This is a genomic window from Variovorax sp. KBS0712 (assembly GCF_006323185.2).
GTDB classification, from domain to species: Bacteria; Pseudomonadota; Gammaproteobacteria; order Burkholderiales; family Burkholderiaceae_C; genus Variovorax; species Variovorax boronicumulans.
In genome coordinates, this window is record NZ_VCCD02000002.1 from 1,648,847 (window position 1) to 1,663,161 (window position 14,315).

The 14,315-nt window shown below is 67.6% G+C and carries 13 protein-coding genes; 4 read left to right on the plus strand and 9 right to left on the minus strand.

Annotated features, from left to right (window positions below; translation table 11 throughout):
* Positions 1 to 3: 3 nt before the first annotated feature.
* The 6 genes from FFI97_RS24650 to FFI97_RS24675 all read right to left on the minus strand — a co-directional run bounded on the left by FFI97_RS24650 (position 4) and on the right by FFI97_RS24675 (position 6,226).
* Positions 4 to 1,008: an ABC transporter permease subunit gene (locus tag FFI97_RS24650; RefSeq protein ID WP_070063398.1), complete on the minus strand. Its 1,005-nt coding sequence runs from the start codon at positions 1,006 to 1,008 to the stop codon at positions 4 to 6.
* Positions 1,009 to 1,062: 54 nt separating this feature from the next.
* Entirely contained in the window at positions 1,063 to 2,742 is a 1,680-nt protein-coding gene (locus tag FFI97_RS24655) for a long-chain-fatty-acid--CoA ligase (RefSeq protein ID WP_062481514.1), read from the minus strand.
* A gap of 100 nt (positions 2,743 to 2,842) precedes the next feature.
* Positions 2,843 to 4,342 carry an NAD(P)(+) transhydrogenase (Re/Si-specific) subunit beta gene (locus FFI97_RS24660; protein ID WP_139702223.1) on the minus strand — a complete coding sequence of 500 codons (1,500 nt, stop codon included), beginning with the start codon at positions 4,340 to 4,342 and terminating at the stop codon, positions 2,843 to 2,845.
* Positions 4,339 to 4,668, minus strand: a complete 330-nt coding sequence (locus FFI97_RS24665) for an NAD(P) transhydrogenase subunit alpha (protein ID WP_139702224.1) — start codon at positions 4,666 to 4,668, stop codon at positions 4,339 to 4,341. Before FFI97_RS24665 ends, FFI97_RS24660 begins: the two co-directional genes overlap by 4 nt.
* Before the next feature lie 48 nt (positions 4,669 to 4,716).
* Positions 4,717 to 5,079: an aspartate 1-decarboxylase gene (panD, locus tag FFI97_RS24670; protein ID WP_062481508.1), complete on the minus strand. Its 363-nt coding sequence runs from the start codon at positions 5,077 to 5,079 to the stop codon at positions 4,717 to 4,719.
* 16 nt (positions 5,080 to 5,095) lie between these two features.
* Positions 5,096 to 6,226: a Re/Si-specific NAD(P)(+) transhydrogenase subunit alpha gene (locus FFI97_RS24675; protein ID WP_139702225.1), complete on the minus strand. Its 1,131-nt coding sequence runs from the start codon at positions 6,224 to 6,226 to the stop codon at positions 5,096 to 5,098.
* 402 nt (positions 6,227 to 6,628) lie between these two features.
* On the opposite strand from FFI97_RS24675, the gene FFI97_RS24680 reads away from it, so the two are divergent.
* From FFI97_RS24680 to FFI97_RS24690, 3 genes are all read left to right on the plus strand, one after another.
* The gene (locus FFI97_RS24680) at positions 6,629 to 7,351 is read left to right on the plus strand and encodes a response regulator transcription factor (RefSeq protein WP_062481504.1); all 723 of its coding nucleotides are present in this window, start codon (positions 6,629 to 6,631) and stop codon (positions 7,349 to 7,351) included.
* An 83-nt stretch (positions 7,352 to 7,434) separates the two neighbouring features.
* Positions 7,435 to 7,863, plus strand: coding sequence for a DUF4019 domain-containing protein (locus FFI97_RS24685; protein ID WP_139702226.1), 429 nt, complete (start codon positions 7,435 to 7,437; stop codon positions 7,861 to 7,863).
* A gap of 28 nt (positions 7,864 to 7,891) precedes the next feature.
* Complete coding sequence (locus tag FFI97_RS24690) at positions 7,892 to 8,365, plus strand: NUDIX hydrolase (RefSeq protein ID WP_139702227.1); 474 nt, start codon at positions 7,892 to 7,894, stop codon at positions 8,363 to 8,365.
* Positions 8,366 to 8,372: 7 nt separating this feature from the next.
* Here the strand turns inward: FFI97_RS24690 and mnmA are convergent, their stop codons facing one another.
* Positions 8,373 to 9,473, minus strand: coding sequence for a tRNA 2-thiouridine(34) synthase MnmA (gene mnmA / locus FFI97_RS24695; protein ID WP_139702228.1), 1,101 nt, complete (start codon positions 9,471 to 9,473; stop codon positions 8,373 to 8,375).
* A gap of 145 nt (positions 9,474 to 9,618) precedes the next feature.
* Here mnmA and FFI97_RS24700 point away from each other — a divergent pair, with 145 nt between their 5' ends.
* Positions 9,619 to 11,337, plus strand: coding sequence for a long-chain-fatty-acid--CoA ligase (locus FFI97_RS24700; protein WP_139702229.1), 1,719 nt, complete (start codon positions 9,619 to 9,621; stop codon positions 11,335 to 11,337).
* 269 nt (positions 11,338 to 11,606) lie between these two features.
* On the opposite strand, the gene FFI97_RS24705 is transcribed toward FFI97_RS24700, so the two are convergent.
* Both FFI97_RS24705 and FFI97_RS24710 read right to left on the minus strand, forming a co-directional pair.
* Complete coding sequence (locus FFI97_RS24705) at positions 11,607 to 12,596, minus strand: LLM class flavin-dependent oxidoreductase (protein WP_139704301.1); 990 nt, start codon at positions 12,594 to 12,596, stop codon at positions 11,607 to 11,609.
* Positions 12,597 to 12,640: 44 nt separating this feature from the next.
* Positions 12,641 to 14,305, minus strand: coding sequence for an FxLYD domain-containing protein (locus FFI97_RS24710; RefSeq protein WP_139704299.1), 1,665 nt, complete (start codon positions 14,303 to 14,305; stop codon positions 12,641 to 12,643).
* Between the last annotated feature and the right edge of the window lie 10 nt (positions 14,306 to 14,315).

Here is a 14,315-nt window from a genome sequence, read left to right on the forward strand (position 1 = left end):
GACTCAGTGCCTGATCCGCGGGTTGATGACGCCGTAGGCGATGTCCACCAGCAGGTTGAGCAGCATCACGATGCCGCCCAGCAGCAACATGCCGCCCTGCAGCACCGGGTAGTCGCGCCGGCCGATGGCCTCGATGAGCCACTTGCCGACGCCGGGCCAGGAGAAGATGGTCTCGGTGAGGATCGCACCGGTGAAGAGCACGCCGATCTGCAGGCCGATCACCGTGACGACCGGGATCAGCGCATTGCGCAGCGCATGCAAGCCCACCACGCGAAAGCGCGACAGGCCCTTGGCGCGCGCGGTGCGGATGTAGTCCTCGCCCAGCACCTCGAGCATGGCCGAGCGCGTCATGCGCGCGATGACGGCCAGCGGCACGGTGCCCAGCACGATGGCCGGAAGAATGAGGTGGTGCAGCGCCGACCAGAAGGCCTCGGTCTCGCCGGCGCGCAGCGCGTCGATCAGCAGGAAGCCGGTCTGCGGCTCGACGAAGTACTGCACCGAGATGCGACCCGACACCGGCGTCCAGCCCAGCTGCACCGAGAAGAACAGGATCAGCAGCAGGCCCCACCAGAAGATCGGCATCGAGTAGCCGGTGAGCGACGTGGCCATCACACCGTGGTCGAAGATCGAATTGCGCCGCACCGCCGCGACGATGCCGGCCGGCAGCCCGAGCAGCAGCGCGAAGAGAATCGCGCACACGCCGAGTTCGACGGTGGCCGGAAAGAGCGCGAGGAACTCGCTCATCACCGTGTCCTGCGTGATGAGCGACTTGCCCAGGTCGCCCTGCAGCACGCGGCCGATGTAGATGCCGTATTGCACGAGCAAGGGCTTGTCCAGGCCCATGGCGGTGCGCAGCTCGGCGTGGCGCGCGGGGTCGATGCCGCGCTCGCCGGCCATCGTCTCGATGGGGTCACCCGGCACCAGCCGGATGAGAAAGAAGGCCAGCAGCGTCATGCCGATGAAGGTCGGCACGAGCAAGCCTAGGCGAACGTAAATGAATCTGAGCATCGACCCGCGAATATGCAAGATCGATGCCCCGGCCCCACCCGGGCGGAACCCTTACTACTTCTTGCTATCCCGCAGTTCGCGCCGCAGGATCTTGCCCACCGGGGTCTTGGGCATGTCGGTGCGGAACTCGATCACGCGCGGCTGCTTGTAGCCCGTGAGGTTGGCGCGGCAGTACTCGCGCACCTGCGCTTCGGTGAGCGACTCGTCCTTCTTGACGATGACGAGCTTCACGGCCTCGCCGGTCTTCTCGTCGGGCACGCCGACCGCGGCGCATTCGAGCACGCCGGGCAGCATTGCCACCACGTCCTCGATCTCGTTCGGGTACACGTTGAAGCCCGACACCAGGATCATGTCCTTCTTGCGGTCGACCACCTTGAAGTAGCCGCGCTCGTCGACCACGCCGATGTCGCCGCTCTTGAAGTAGCCGTCGGGCGTCATGACCTTGGCGGTCTCGTCGGGGCGCTGCCAGTAGCCGGCCATGACCTGCGGGCCCTTGATGGCGATCTCGCCGCGCTCGCCGGTGGGCACCTCGTTGCCGTCGTCGTCGAGCAGCTTGAGCCAGGTGCTCGGCAGCGGCAGGCCGATGGTGCCGGTGTAGGCCGTGCTGTTGGTCGGGTTGCAGGTGGTCGAGGGCGAGGTTTCCGAGAGGCCGTAGCCTTCGCAGATGGGGCAGCCGGTTTTCTCGAGCCAGAGCTTGGCCACCGCGGCCTGCACCGCCATGCCGCCGCCGACCGAGACCTTCAGGTTCTTCCAGTTGACGGTGTTGAAGTCGGGGTGGTTCGCCAGCCCGTTGAACAGCGTGTTGACGGCCGGGAAGCTGTGGATGGTGTGCTTCGACAGTTCCTTGAGCACGCCGGGAATGTCGCGCGGGTTCGGGATCAGGATCAGCTTGCCGCCCGTGCGCATGCTCAGCATCATGCCGACCGTGAACGCGAAGATGTGATACAGCGGCAACGCGCACACGCTGGTGGGCTGCTCGTTGGCCGGCACCTTGGCCATGACGGGCTCGTTCCAGGCCTCGGACTGCAGCACGTTGGCGATCACGTTGCGATGCAGCAGCACCGCGCCCTTGGACACGCCGGTGGTGCCGCCGGTGTACTGCAGCACGGCCACGTCGTCGGGGCCGGTGGCCACGGGCTTGAGCGAACCGCCCGCGCCCTTGTCGAGCGCATCGTTGAAGCGCACCGCGCCCGGCAGGCTGAAGTGCGGCACCAGCTTCTTGACGTTGCGCACCACGTAATTGACCAGCGCGCCCTTCAGGAAGCCGAGCCGGTCGCCCATGGAGGCCAGCACGATGTGCTTGATCGGCGTGCTCGCGATGCACTGCTGCAGCGTGGTGCCGAAGTTCTCCATGATGACGATCGCCTTGGCGCCCGAGTCCTTGAGCTGGTGCTCGAGTTCGCGCGGCGTGTACAGCGGGTTCACGTTCACCAGGATCAGGCCGGCGCGCAGGATGGCGGCCACCGCGATCGGGTACTGCGGGCAGTTGGGCATCATCGCGGCGACGCGGTCGCCCTTCACGAGGCCCAGGCCCTGCAGGTAGGCCGCGAAGGCCTTGCTGAGCTTGTCGGTCTCGCCGTAGCTCACGTCCTTGCCCATGAAGCTGTAGGCCGTGCGGTCGGCGTACTTGGTGAAGCTCTCCTCCATGAGCGCCACCAGCGACGGGTAGTGCGACGCGTCGATGTCGGCGGGCACGCCTTGCGGGTAGCTGCTGAGCCAGGGGCGTTCGGTCATGGATGTGTCTCCTCGGAGTCGGATGAGTTTTTAAAAACGAAAACGGCGCACGTGAGGCGCCGCGACGATCAGGCCCGCATCGCGGGCACGGACCTTCGGCCTATTCGATGGCCTTGCCCATATCTTCCACTACTTTTTTCGCATCGCCAAAGACCATCATGGTCTTGTCCATGTAGAAGAGCTCGTTGTCCAGGCCCGCGTAACCGGCGGCCATGGAGCGCTTGTTCACGATGACGGTCTTGGCCTTGTAGGCTTCCAGGATCGGCATGCCGTAGATCGGCGTGCCCTTGGTGAGCGCGGCCGGGTTCACCACGTCGTTGGCGCCCAGGATGATCGCCACGTCGGCCTGCGCGAACTCGCCGTTGATGTCTTCCATCTCGAACACCTGGTCGTAGGGCACCTCGGCCTCGGCCAGCAGCACGTTCATGTGGCCCGGCATGCGGCCGGCCACGGGGTGGATGGCGTACTTCACGTTGACGCCCTTGTGCGTGAGCTTCTCGGCCAGTTCGTTCACCGCGTGCTGGGCGCGCGCCACGGCCAGGCCGTAGCCCGGAACGATGATCACCGTCTCGGCGTTGGACAGCATGTAGGCCGCGTCGTCGGCGCTGCCGCTCTTCACGGGGCGCTGTTCCTTGGCGCCGTCGGTGGCGGTGGTTGCCTCGCCGCCGAAGCCGCCCAGGATCACGTTGAAGAACGAGCGGTTCATGGCCTTGCACATGATGTAGCTCAGGATCGCGCCCGAAGAGCCCACCAGCGAACCGGCCACGATCAGCATCGCGTTGTTCAGGCTGAAGCCGATGCCGGCCGCAGCCCAGCCCGAGTAGCTGTTGAGCATCGACACCACCACCGGCATGTCGGCGCCGCCGATCGGGATGATGATGAGCACGCCCATCACGAAGGCCAGCGCCAGCATCGCGAAGAACGCCGGCCAGCTTTCGGTGGCCACGAACACCAGGCCCAGTGCGATGGTCGCCAGGCCCAGCACCAGGTTCAGCATGTGCTGGCCCGAGAACTGCACCGGCGCGCCCTGGAACAGGCGGAACTTGTACTTGCCCGAGAGCTTGCCGAAGGCGATGACCGAGCCGCTGAAGGTGATGGCGCCGATGGCCGCACCCAGGAACAGCTCGAGCCGGTTGCCGTACGGAATGGCGTGGCGCACGAAGCCCTCGAAGAGGACCGCGCCGTCGGGCGTGCGCGCACCGACGACAGCCGCCACGGGCGCGGCGGTGATGCCGAAGGCCCAGGGCTCGGCCACCGCGGCCACGCCGATGAACACCGCGGCCAGGCCGATCATGCTGTGCATGAAGGCGACCAACTCGGGCATCTTGGTCATCTCGACCTTGTTGGCCATGAACGCGCCCAGGCCGCCACCGACCACGACGGCGGCCAGCACCCAGGCGATGCCGGTGGTGAAGTCGACGTTGAGGGCGCGCGCCTGTCCGTGGACGAGCGCGATGGTGGTCAGCACGGCGATCGCCATGCCGGTCATGCCGAAGACGTTGCCGCGGATCGAGGTGGTGGGATGCGAGAGGCCCTTCAGGGCCTGGATGAAGCAGACGCTGGCAACGAGGTACAGCAGCGTGACGAGGTTCATGCTCACTTGGCGACTCCCTCTGCAGCCTTGGGGGCGGCCTTCTTGTCTTTCTTCTTGAACATCTCGAGCATCCGGCGCGTGACCAGGAAGCCGCCGAAGACGTTCACCGCGGCCAGCGCCACGGCGAGCACGCCCATGGTCTTGCCCAGCGGGGTGGTGGTGAGCGCGGCGGCCAGCATGGCGCCCACGATCACGATGGCCGAGATGGCGTTGGTCACGGCCATGAGCGGCGTGTGCAGCGCGGGCGTGACGGTCCAGACCACGTGGTAGCCGACGTAGATGGCCAGCACGAAGATGGTCAGGTTGATGACGGTGTGCGAAACGATTTCCATGGTGTTGTGTTCTCCTCGTTCGGTCTCGGTCTCTTGTCCAGGGCTCTGTCAGAGCTTCTTGACTTCGTTGATGCGGTTGGCATCGCCAAGCAGCACCACCTTCGGCTTGTAATCGGCGGCTTCGGCCTCGGTCATGGGGGCGTAGGTGCAGATGATGAGCAGGTCGCCCACATGCGCCTTGCGCGCCGCCGCGCCGTTGAGCGAGATGGCGCCCGAACCGCGCGCCGCCTTGATGATGTAGGTCGAGAAGCGCTCGCCGTTGTTGACGTTGTACAGCTCGATCTTTTCGTACTCGCGCATGTCGGCCGCGTCGAGCAGGTCTTCGTCGATGCCGCACGAGCCTTCGTAGTGCAGGTCGGCTTCGGTCACGGTGGCGCGATGCAGCTTCGCGCGGAGCATGGTGCGGTTCATGGAAGGCAGCCTGCTCTTACTTGCGCGTGACCTGGCCGTCCTGCGTGACGCGGCAGGCGGCGACGATGTCGTCCTCGAGGTCGATCTTGAGCGCGCCTTCCTTCGTGACGACGAGCTTGAGGAAGTCGAGCACGTTGCGCGCATACAGCGCCGACGCGTCGGCCGCCACCAGCGCCGCGAGGTTGGTTTCGCCGACGATGGTCACGCCGTGCTTGACCACGGTCTTGTCGGCCTCCGACAGCGGGCAGTTGCCGCCGATGCCGTCGGCGCCCTTGCCGGCCGCGATGTCGACGATCACCGAACCCGGCTTCATCGACTTGACCATGTCCTCGGTGACGAGGGTGGGCGCGGCGCGGCCCGGGATGAGCGCGGTGCTGATGACCACGTCGGCCAGCGCGACGCGCTTGGCGACCTCGGCCTGCTGGCGCGTGAGCCAGCTGGCGGGCATCGGACGGGCGTAGCCGCCGACGCCTTCGGCCGCGTCTTTCTCTTCCTGCGTCTCGTAGGGCACGTCGATGAACTTGCCGCCCAGCGACTCGATCTGTTCCTTGACGCTCGGACGCACGTCCGAGGCCTCGATGACGGCGCCCAGGCGCTTGGCCGTGGCAATGGCCTGCAGGCCGGCCACGCCGACGCCCAGGATGACGACGCGCGCGGCCTTCACGGTGCCGGCGGCGGTCATCAGCATGGGAAAGAAGCGCTGGTACCTGTCGGCCGCGATCATCACGGCCTTGTAGCCGGCGATGTTGGCCTGCGAGCTGAGCACGTCCATGCTCTGGGCACGGGTGGTGCGCGGCGCGGCTTCGAGCGCGAAGCCCGTGACGCCCGCAGCGGCCAGGCGCTGCAAGCCGGCCGCGTCGAAAGGATTGAGCATGCCGATGACGACCGCGCCGGCCTTCAGCTGCGCCGCCTCGGCGTCGCTGGGCGTGCGCACCTTGAGCACCATGTCGGCGGAGAGCGCCCCGGCCGCATCGGTGATCTCGGCGCCTGCCGTCTGGTACGCCGCGTCGGTGACGCTGGCTGCAATGCCGGCACCGGCCTGCACACGCACGGTATGCCCGGAGGCCACCAGTTTCTTCACCGTTTCGGGTGTAACGGCCACTCGGGTTTCGCCAGCCGCTGTCTCGGCAGGCACGCCTATCAACATAGAGTTCTCCTCAGGGGGAAGGGGCAGCACGGATTGCGGGCAGAGCTTACAGCAAGATTACAAGCGCACCTGTCGCCAGAATGCCGCGTTCTTTTTGCTGCTCAACGCCCGCAGGCACTGCACATGTAGCTATTTAATTGATAGCAAATTGGCGGCCGGCACGACCCCGGGGGAAACACGGGTGACCGCCGCAGAAGCGCTTGTGGCGCCTTCGCTCGCTCTGGTTCTAGATTGCAATCAACTAACACCAATTGGATTCAATTAGCAATTGAACCACATACATAAAATCAATTTGCGTGAATTAATAGCAATTCACAGCAATGATTTCAGACGCAGATAGATACACTTCGATTCATATTGCGGACACATAGAGGTCCACACAGGGCGGAACAAGGGAATGGAATGCGCATTGCAGTACTCGACACCGAGCCGGACCAACTCCGGTTGATCAACCAATCCATGGCGAGCCTCGGTCACGAGTGCCACACGTACGCCGCCGGCAAGGCGCTGCTGCACGCCATGCGCCGCGAAACCTTCGACCTGCTGGTCCTCGACTGGCGCCTGCCGGACATGAATGGCCCGGACGTCGTCAAGACGATCCGGCAGGACTACAAGAGCCGCATGCCGATCCTGTTCGTGACCGAGCACCACGACGACAGCGACATGGTCGAAGGCCTCAATGTCGGCGCCGACGACTTCATGGCCAAGCCGCTGCGCCCGATCGAGTTCGAGGCCCGCATCAACGCCCTGCTGCGCCGCGCCTACCCCTCGCGCAACGAGCCCGAAATGGTGTTCGGCCCGTACCACTTCTTTCCGCCCTCGCGCACCATCCGGGTCCACGGCGAGCTGGTCGAACTGAAGAACCGTGAGTACGAACTCGCGCTCTTCCTGTTCCAGAACCTGGGGCGCCTGCTGTCGCGCGAGCACCTGCACGAGGCGGTCTGGGGGCTGGGGGTCGAGGCGCTGTCGCGCTCGCTCGACACCCACGTGTCGCGCCTGCGCACCAAGCTCGAGCTGCGCCCCTCGAATGGCTTCCTGCTGCTGGCGGTGTACGGACTGGGCTACCGGCTGGAAACCATCGAGGTCGACACACGGCCCGCCGCTGCAGCTTCCAACGCTCGCTGAGCGCACGCCCCGGCAGGCCGGGCGGGGAACCCCTCCTTCCCGTCGGCCTCCAACTTGTTCCGTCCGAACAAGTGCCCTTCCCCATGCCCCGGCTCCTCCTGGCCGCACTGCTCCTGCTGTGCAGCGGCCTGTTCCCCGCCCTCGCTGAAGACGTCGAGGCCAGCGACATGGTGCGCGGCGGCCTGCAGGCGATCCAGATGATCGACCGAAACGAGGCCGGCGAGCTGTGGGACGGCGCCACGCCCGCCACCCGCAAGCGCATCACCCGCACCGACTTCGCCAGCAAGGTGGCCAAAAGCCGCGCCCCGCTCGGCGGACCGCAGCAGCGCACCTGGGTGGCCGTGCACCGGCAGGTCCTGACCGACCCGGACGCCGATGCGGCCGGCCAGTACGTCAGCGTCGAGTACGAGACCCGCTTCGGCAACACCCCCGAGCGCACGCTGCGCGAACGGGTGAGCTTCCGGCTCGACGCCGACCGCATCTGGCGCTTCAGCGGCTATGTCGTGCGATAGCCGAGATGCCGATAGACTCGCGCCCACGATGCCCACACGCTGGAAACCCAATGTCACCGTGGCCGCGGTGATCGAGCAAGACGGCCGCTTCCTGCTCGTCGAAGAGCAGACCGACGACGGCCTGAAGCTCAACAACCCCGCCGGCCACCTCGACCCCGGCGAGTCGCCCGAGGACGGCTGCATCCGCGAGACGCTCGAGGAAACGGCCCACGCCTTCGCGCCGACCGCGCTGCTCGGCGTGTACATGGCGCGCTCGGCCGAGCAGTCCGACGTGACCTACATGCGCTTTGCCTTCACCGGCGAACTGGGCGCGCGCGAGGAAGGTCGCGCGCTCGACGAAGGCATCGTGCGCACGCTGTGGATGACGGTGGACGAGATCCGCGCCAGCGTGGCGCGCCATCGCAGCCCGCTGCTGCTGCGCTGCGTCGAGGACTACCTCGCCGGCAAGCGCCACCCGCTCGCGCTGATCCACACCGAAGACAGCGTGCGGCAGCCGCGCTAGGGCAGGTTCAGACGATGACGCCGCCCCCGAGGCAGCGTTCGCCGTCGTACAGCACGGCCGACTGCCCCGGCGTGACCGCCCATTGCGGCGCTCCGAAGCGCAGGCTGAAGGCGCCGTTGGCGCCCTCGGCCATCTCGCAGGCCGCATCGGCCTGCCGGTAGCGGGCCTTCGAACCGTAGGCGCCCGCGGTGGGCGCCTCGCCGGCGACCCAGCTCGCGTCGTCCGCCTTCAGTTCGGACGACAGCAGCCACGGATGGTCGTGCCCCTGCACCACCCACAGCGTGTTCTTCTCGACGTCCTTGCGCGCGACGAACCAGGGCGAATGGTCGCCCGCGCCGCGCTGTGCACCCTTCTCCTTCACGCCGCCGATGCCCAGCCCCTGGCGCTGGCCCAGCGTGTAGAAGCTCAGGCCCTGGTGCTCGCCGAGCTTGCGGCCGCGGTCGTCCTTGATCGGGCCCGGCTCCTTGGAGATGTAGCGGTTCAGGAAGTCGCGGAACGGCCGCTCGCCGATGAAGCAGATGCCGGTCGAGTCCTTCTTCTTCGCGTTGGGCAGGCCGATCTCTTCCGCGATGCGGCGCACCTCGGTCTTGTGCAGCTCGCCGACCGGGAACAGCGTCTTCGACAGCTGCGCCTGGTTCAGGCGGTGCAGGAAGTAGCTCTGGTCCTTCGAGTTGTCGAGCCCCTTGAGCAGCTCGTGCCGGCCCGAAGCTTCGTCGAGGCGCACGCGGGCGTAGTGGCCCGTGGCGATCTTCTCGGCGCCCAGCCGCATGGCGTGGTCGAGGAAGGCTTTGAACTTGATCTCGGCGTTGCACAGCACGTCGGGGTTCGGCGTGCGGCCGGCCTTGTACTCGCGCAGGAACTCGGCGAACACGCGGTCCTTGTAGTCGGCGGCGAAGTTGACGTGCTCGATCTCGATGCCCAGCACGTCGGCCACGCTGGCGGCGTCCACGAAGTCGATGTTCGACGAGCAGTATTCGCTGTCGTCGTCGTCTTCCCAGTTCTTCATGAAGATGCCGACCACCTCGTGCCCCTGCTGCTTGAGCAGGTGCGCGGTGACCGCGGAGTCCACCCCGCCGCTCAGCCCGACCACGATCCGTTGTTTTGCCATAAGCCCGCCATTGTCCCAGCCCGGCGACAGGGGCATCCGGCGTGTGGGAAATCGGGAAAACCCGTGTCGCCGGCTTGTCAGCCGCCACTCCACGATGCGAAAGGCCGGCGCTACAGTGCCCCGAAACACAGCGGAGACAACACGCATGGCGACCCCTTCCCTCTCTGGCGACCCCACCCCCTGGACGCGCAACTACCCGCCCGGCATGCGCTGGGACGCCGACCTGCCCGTCAAGCCGGTGCAGCAGATGCTCGACGAAGCGGTCGCGCGCTGGCCCGACCATTCGGCCGTCGAGTTCATGGGCCAGTCGCTCAGCTACCGCCAGCTCGGCGCAGCGGTCGACCGCGCCGCCAAGGGCCTGCAGGACCTGGGCGTGAAGCCGGGCGTGCATGTCGGCCTCTACCTGCCGAACACGCCGCACTACCCCATCGCATTCTTCGCCGTGCTCAAGGCCGGCGGCACGGTGGTGAACTACTCGCCGCTGGACGCCGAGCGCGTGCTGGCCCACAAGATCGAGGACAGCCGCACCGACATCCTCGTCACGCTCGACCTCGTGAACCTGTACCCGCTGATGGCGCGCCTGCTCGACAGCTCGCGCCTGAAGACGCTGGTGGTCGGCAGCCTTGGTGACTACGGCGCGGCGGGCGACAAGGTGCAGGCCCAGCTGGAGGGTGCCGGCCAGATCGCACCGGTGCCCACCGACGACCAGCACGTGCGCTTCACCAACCTGCTCAAGAGCGAAGGCGCGCGCCAGACCTACCCGCTGGGCGACCTCGCCGAAGAGATCGTCGTGCTGCAGTACACCGGCGGCACCACCGGCCTGCCCAAGGGCGCGATGCTCACGCACGCCAACCTCACGTCGGCCTCCGCGCAGTACTACGAATCGACGCGCGGCGAGCCGCCGATCCTCGATGAGGGCAAGGAGCGCTTCCTGGTCGTGCTGCCGCTGTTCCACATCTTCGCGCTCAGCGCCGCGATGCTGCTGGGCGTGCGCCTGGGCGCAGCGCTGGTGCTGCACACGCGCTTCGATGTCGACGCGGTGATGAACGAGCTCGCGGCCAGCCGGATCAGCGTGTTCCCCGGCGTGCCGACCATGTACACCGCCATCCTTTCGCACCCCAAGGCCAAAGAGATGGACCTGCGCTCGCTGAAGTTCTGCGGCTCCGGCGGCGCACCGTTGCCGGTGGAGGTGGAGCAGCGCTTCTTCGAACTCACCGGCTGCCACCTCAACGAAGGCTGGGGCATGACCGAGACCTCGCCCGTGGGCACCTTCACGCCCGCGCGCGGCGTGCGCAAGGCCGGTTCGTGCGGCATGCCGCTGCCGCGCGTGCGCATCAAACTCGTGAGCCTGGACGACCCGACCCAGGACGTGACCGCGTTCGGCGAGCCCGGCGAGCTGTGCGTGCAGGGCCCGAACGTCATGAAGGGCTACTGGAACAACCCGAAGGCCACCGCCGAGTCGATGACCGCCGACGGCTATTTCCGCAGCGGCGACGTCGCGAAGATGGACGCCGACGGCTACCTGTACATCGTCGACCGCACCAAGGACATGCTGCTGTGCGGCGGCTACAACGTGTACCCGCGCGTGCTCGAGGAAGCGGTGTACGAACACCCGTCGGTGGCCGAGGTCTGCGTGATCGGCGTGCCCGACGAGTACCGCGGCCAGTCGCCCAAGGCCTTCGTGAAACTGAAGGACGGCGCGGACGACCTCACGCTCGACGCGCTCAAGACCTTCCTGAAGAGCCGCCTGGGCAAGCACGAGATGATCGGCGCGCTCGAGATCCGCGCCGAGCTGCCCAAGACCGCCGTGGGCAAGCTCTCGAAGAAAGACCTCGTGGACGAGGAAGCCCGCAAGCGGGCCTAGGGCCTGTTCACCCTATTTCTGGCGTCGCGTTGGCTGGCAAAGGGGCTGGCTGCAAGGCGCCCGTGCGCAGCAAGGCTGAAGCCTTGCAAGCGCGGGCAACGCCGCAGACGGCCCCTTTGCCAGCCAACCCGAAGGGAAGGTCTGCCACGGCGGGCCACTCGGCGTTGCGCTCCTTGCGTGTGCGCATGCACACGCGGCGTCACGCGCCTTGATTGGCCCGCCGTGGCAGACCTTCGCGACGCCAGAAATAGGGCGAACAGGCCCTAGCTTTACTTCTTCTGGCCGAACGCTTCGGCCAGCAGCTCGTACGAGCGCAGCCGGGCGACGTGGTCGAACACCTGCGAGGTGATCATGAGTTCGTCGGCGCCGGTGCGCGCCACGAACGCTTCCACGCCCTGCTTCACGGTCTCGACCGAGCCCACCGCCGAGCACGACAGCACCGAGTCCAGCAGCGCGTTCTCGGCCGGGCCGACCTTCTGGCGGTAGTTCTCCACCGGCGGCGGCAGGCGACCCGGGCGGCCGCTGCGCAGGTTCACGAAGGCCTGCTGCCACGAGGTGGCGCGGAACTCGGCCTCGGCGTCGGTGTCGGCCGCGAACACGTTGAAGCCCAGCATCACGTACGGTTTCTGCAGCTGCGCCGAAGGCTTGAAGGTCTCGCGGTAGATCTGGATGGCCTGCATGATCTGCTGCGGCGCGAAGTGCGAGGCAAAGGCATACGGCAGCCCCAGGTGCGCCGCCAGCTGCGCGCCGAAGGTGCTCGAGCCCAGGATCCACACCGGCACCTCGAGTCCCGCGCCGGGCACGGCGCGCACGGCCTGCTGCGGGTTCTTCGACATGAAGTCCATGAGCTCCATCACGTCCTGTGGGAACTGGTCGGCGTCCGACTCCAGGTTGCGCCGCAGGGCGCGCGCGGTGCGCTGGTCGGAGCCGGGCGCGCGGCCCAGGCCCAGGTCGACGCGCCCCGGGTACAGCGACTCCAGCGTGCCGAACTGCTCGGCGATCACCAGCGGCGAGTGGTTCGGCAGCATCACGCCGCCGGCGCCGATGCGGATGGTGGAGGTGCCCGCGCCCACATGCGACAGCAGCACGGCCGTGGCCGCGCTCGCGATGCCCGGCATGCCGTGGTGCTCGGCCAGCCAGTAGCGCGTGTAGCCCAGCTTCTCGCCGTGCTGCGCCAGCGACAGCGAGTTGCGGAACGACTGCGCGGCATCGCTGCCTTCGGTGATCGGGGAAAGGTCGAGGATCGAAAGCGGAATCATGGCGCGATCATGGCGCGAACCGCCCGATGCCGTCACGCGCGGGGCTATTCGGTTTGGTATAGCGTCGCGACGCTCGCGAAATCGCGCCCGTGCTGCGTCACATGGACCTGGAAGGGCACGCTCTCGCCCGGCGCGATGGCCGGCAGGTTCTCGATCAGCTTGAAGCCGGTCAGCTGGTCGTTGCGGTCGCGCAGGCTGACCCACAGGCGCACCTTGGCCGCGATGGCCGTGCCGGGGTTCTTCACCGTGCCCGTGACCTCCACGCTCTTGTAGGTGAAGCGCTGGCTGAAGTTGAGCAGCACGCTGCCGGTGCCGGCCTGGGTGCCCGTCACCTGCACCTCCAGCGGCTTGCGCGGGCCGGGCAGCGCGGCGCGGCGCATCGGCTTCCACTCGACGCGGGTCTGCGTGATGCGGTCCACGGCCTTGGGCTCCAGCAGGATCGGAAAGCGCTCGCCCGGGTACAGGGAGGCCAGCGCATCGAGGCGCGTGGTGCCGTCGGCCGTGCTGCCGCCGAAGCGCGAGATCACGGCGCCGGGCGCGATGGCGATGGCGTCGGTGCTGCGGTTCACCAGCTCGGTCATGAACAGCGGCCGCTGGATCGTGCTGCGCCCCGCCACCAGGGGCAGCAGTTCGAGCTGCCGCGGGTCGAAGCGCTCGCTGTCGTCGGCCAGCAGGTCTTCGGTGCCCAGCCGCAGGTCGGGGTGGAAGGCCTCCGGCGCACCGGCCGTGCGGATCACGCGGTCGGCGCTCAGCACCGTCGTGCGCGCGCCCGAGGGCGTGACCGTGCGGTAGCCGATGCGGTAGTCCCACGCCGCGATGGCGGCGCCTCGGCCGAAGCGGCTGAGGTCGACATCGATCGCCGTGCGTGCGCCGGGCGCCAGCTCGGAACCCGGCGCATGGCCGCGCCCGACGCCGATCACCTGGCCCGCGTCGTCGTACAGGGTGACCAGCGCCTCGATGCTGCCGAACGCCGGTGCGCCCGCGGCGCCCGCATGCACGAGGCGCCCGACCAGGCGCACGCGCTCGCCCTGCTGCACCAGCCGCACGCGCGAGAACGCCAGGCGCGGCCCTTCGGCGGCGCTGCGGGGTTCGGACAGCTTCTCGACCGTCACGTCCTGCCGCGTGACGTTCTGGCCCGAGGGCAGGTCGACCAGCACGGGCGCGGACTCGCCGGGCATCAGCACGTCGATCGGCAGGGATTCGTTGCGCTCGTTCAGCCGCGTGTCGCCGTCGTGGAACACCACCTTCAGGCCGGGCCGCTCGAGCGGCCGGCCGGTCTCGTTGCGCGCCAGCACCAAGAGCTTCGGCCGCTCGCCGACCAGCACCTGGCGCGGCTCGGAGAGCTTCAGGCCGTCGGTCGCGATGGTGCGATCGACGATCGCGCGCGCCACCGAAGGCGTATCGCTGCGCTGGCCAGAACCGAACAGCAGCATCGCGACCTGGACGGCCACCGCCACGCCGAGAAAGCCGATCACGACGAAGCCGACCGTGCGCACCATCTGCTTCTGGCGCAGCGCCTGTTCGGCCGCGATCTGCTGGCCGGCGTGGTGCTTGACCTGCTGCAGCACGCGCTCGAGGCGGTCGGACACGTCGTCTTCCACCAGCGACATCGAGCCGCAGTGCGCGCAGGTGTATTCGTTCAGGCCGGTGCGGCGCAGCGCGCTGCTGCCGCATTCGCCGCATTTGAGGGTCTGCAGGTCGATGCTCATGTGTTTTCTT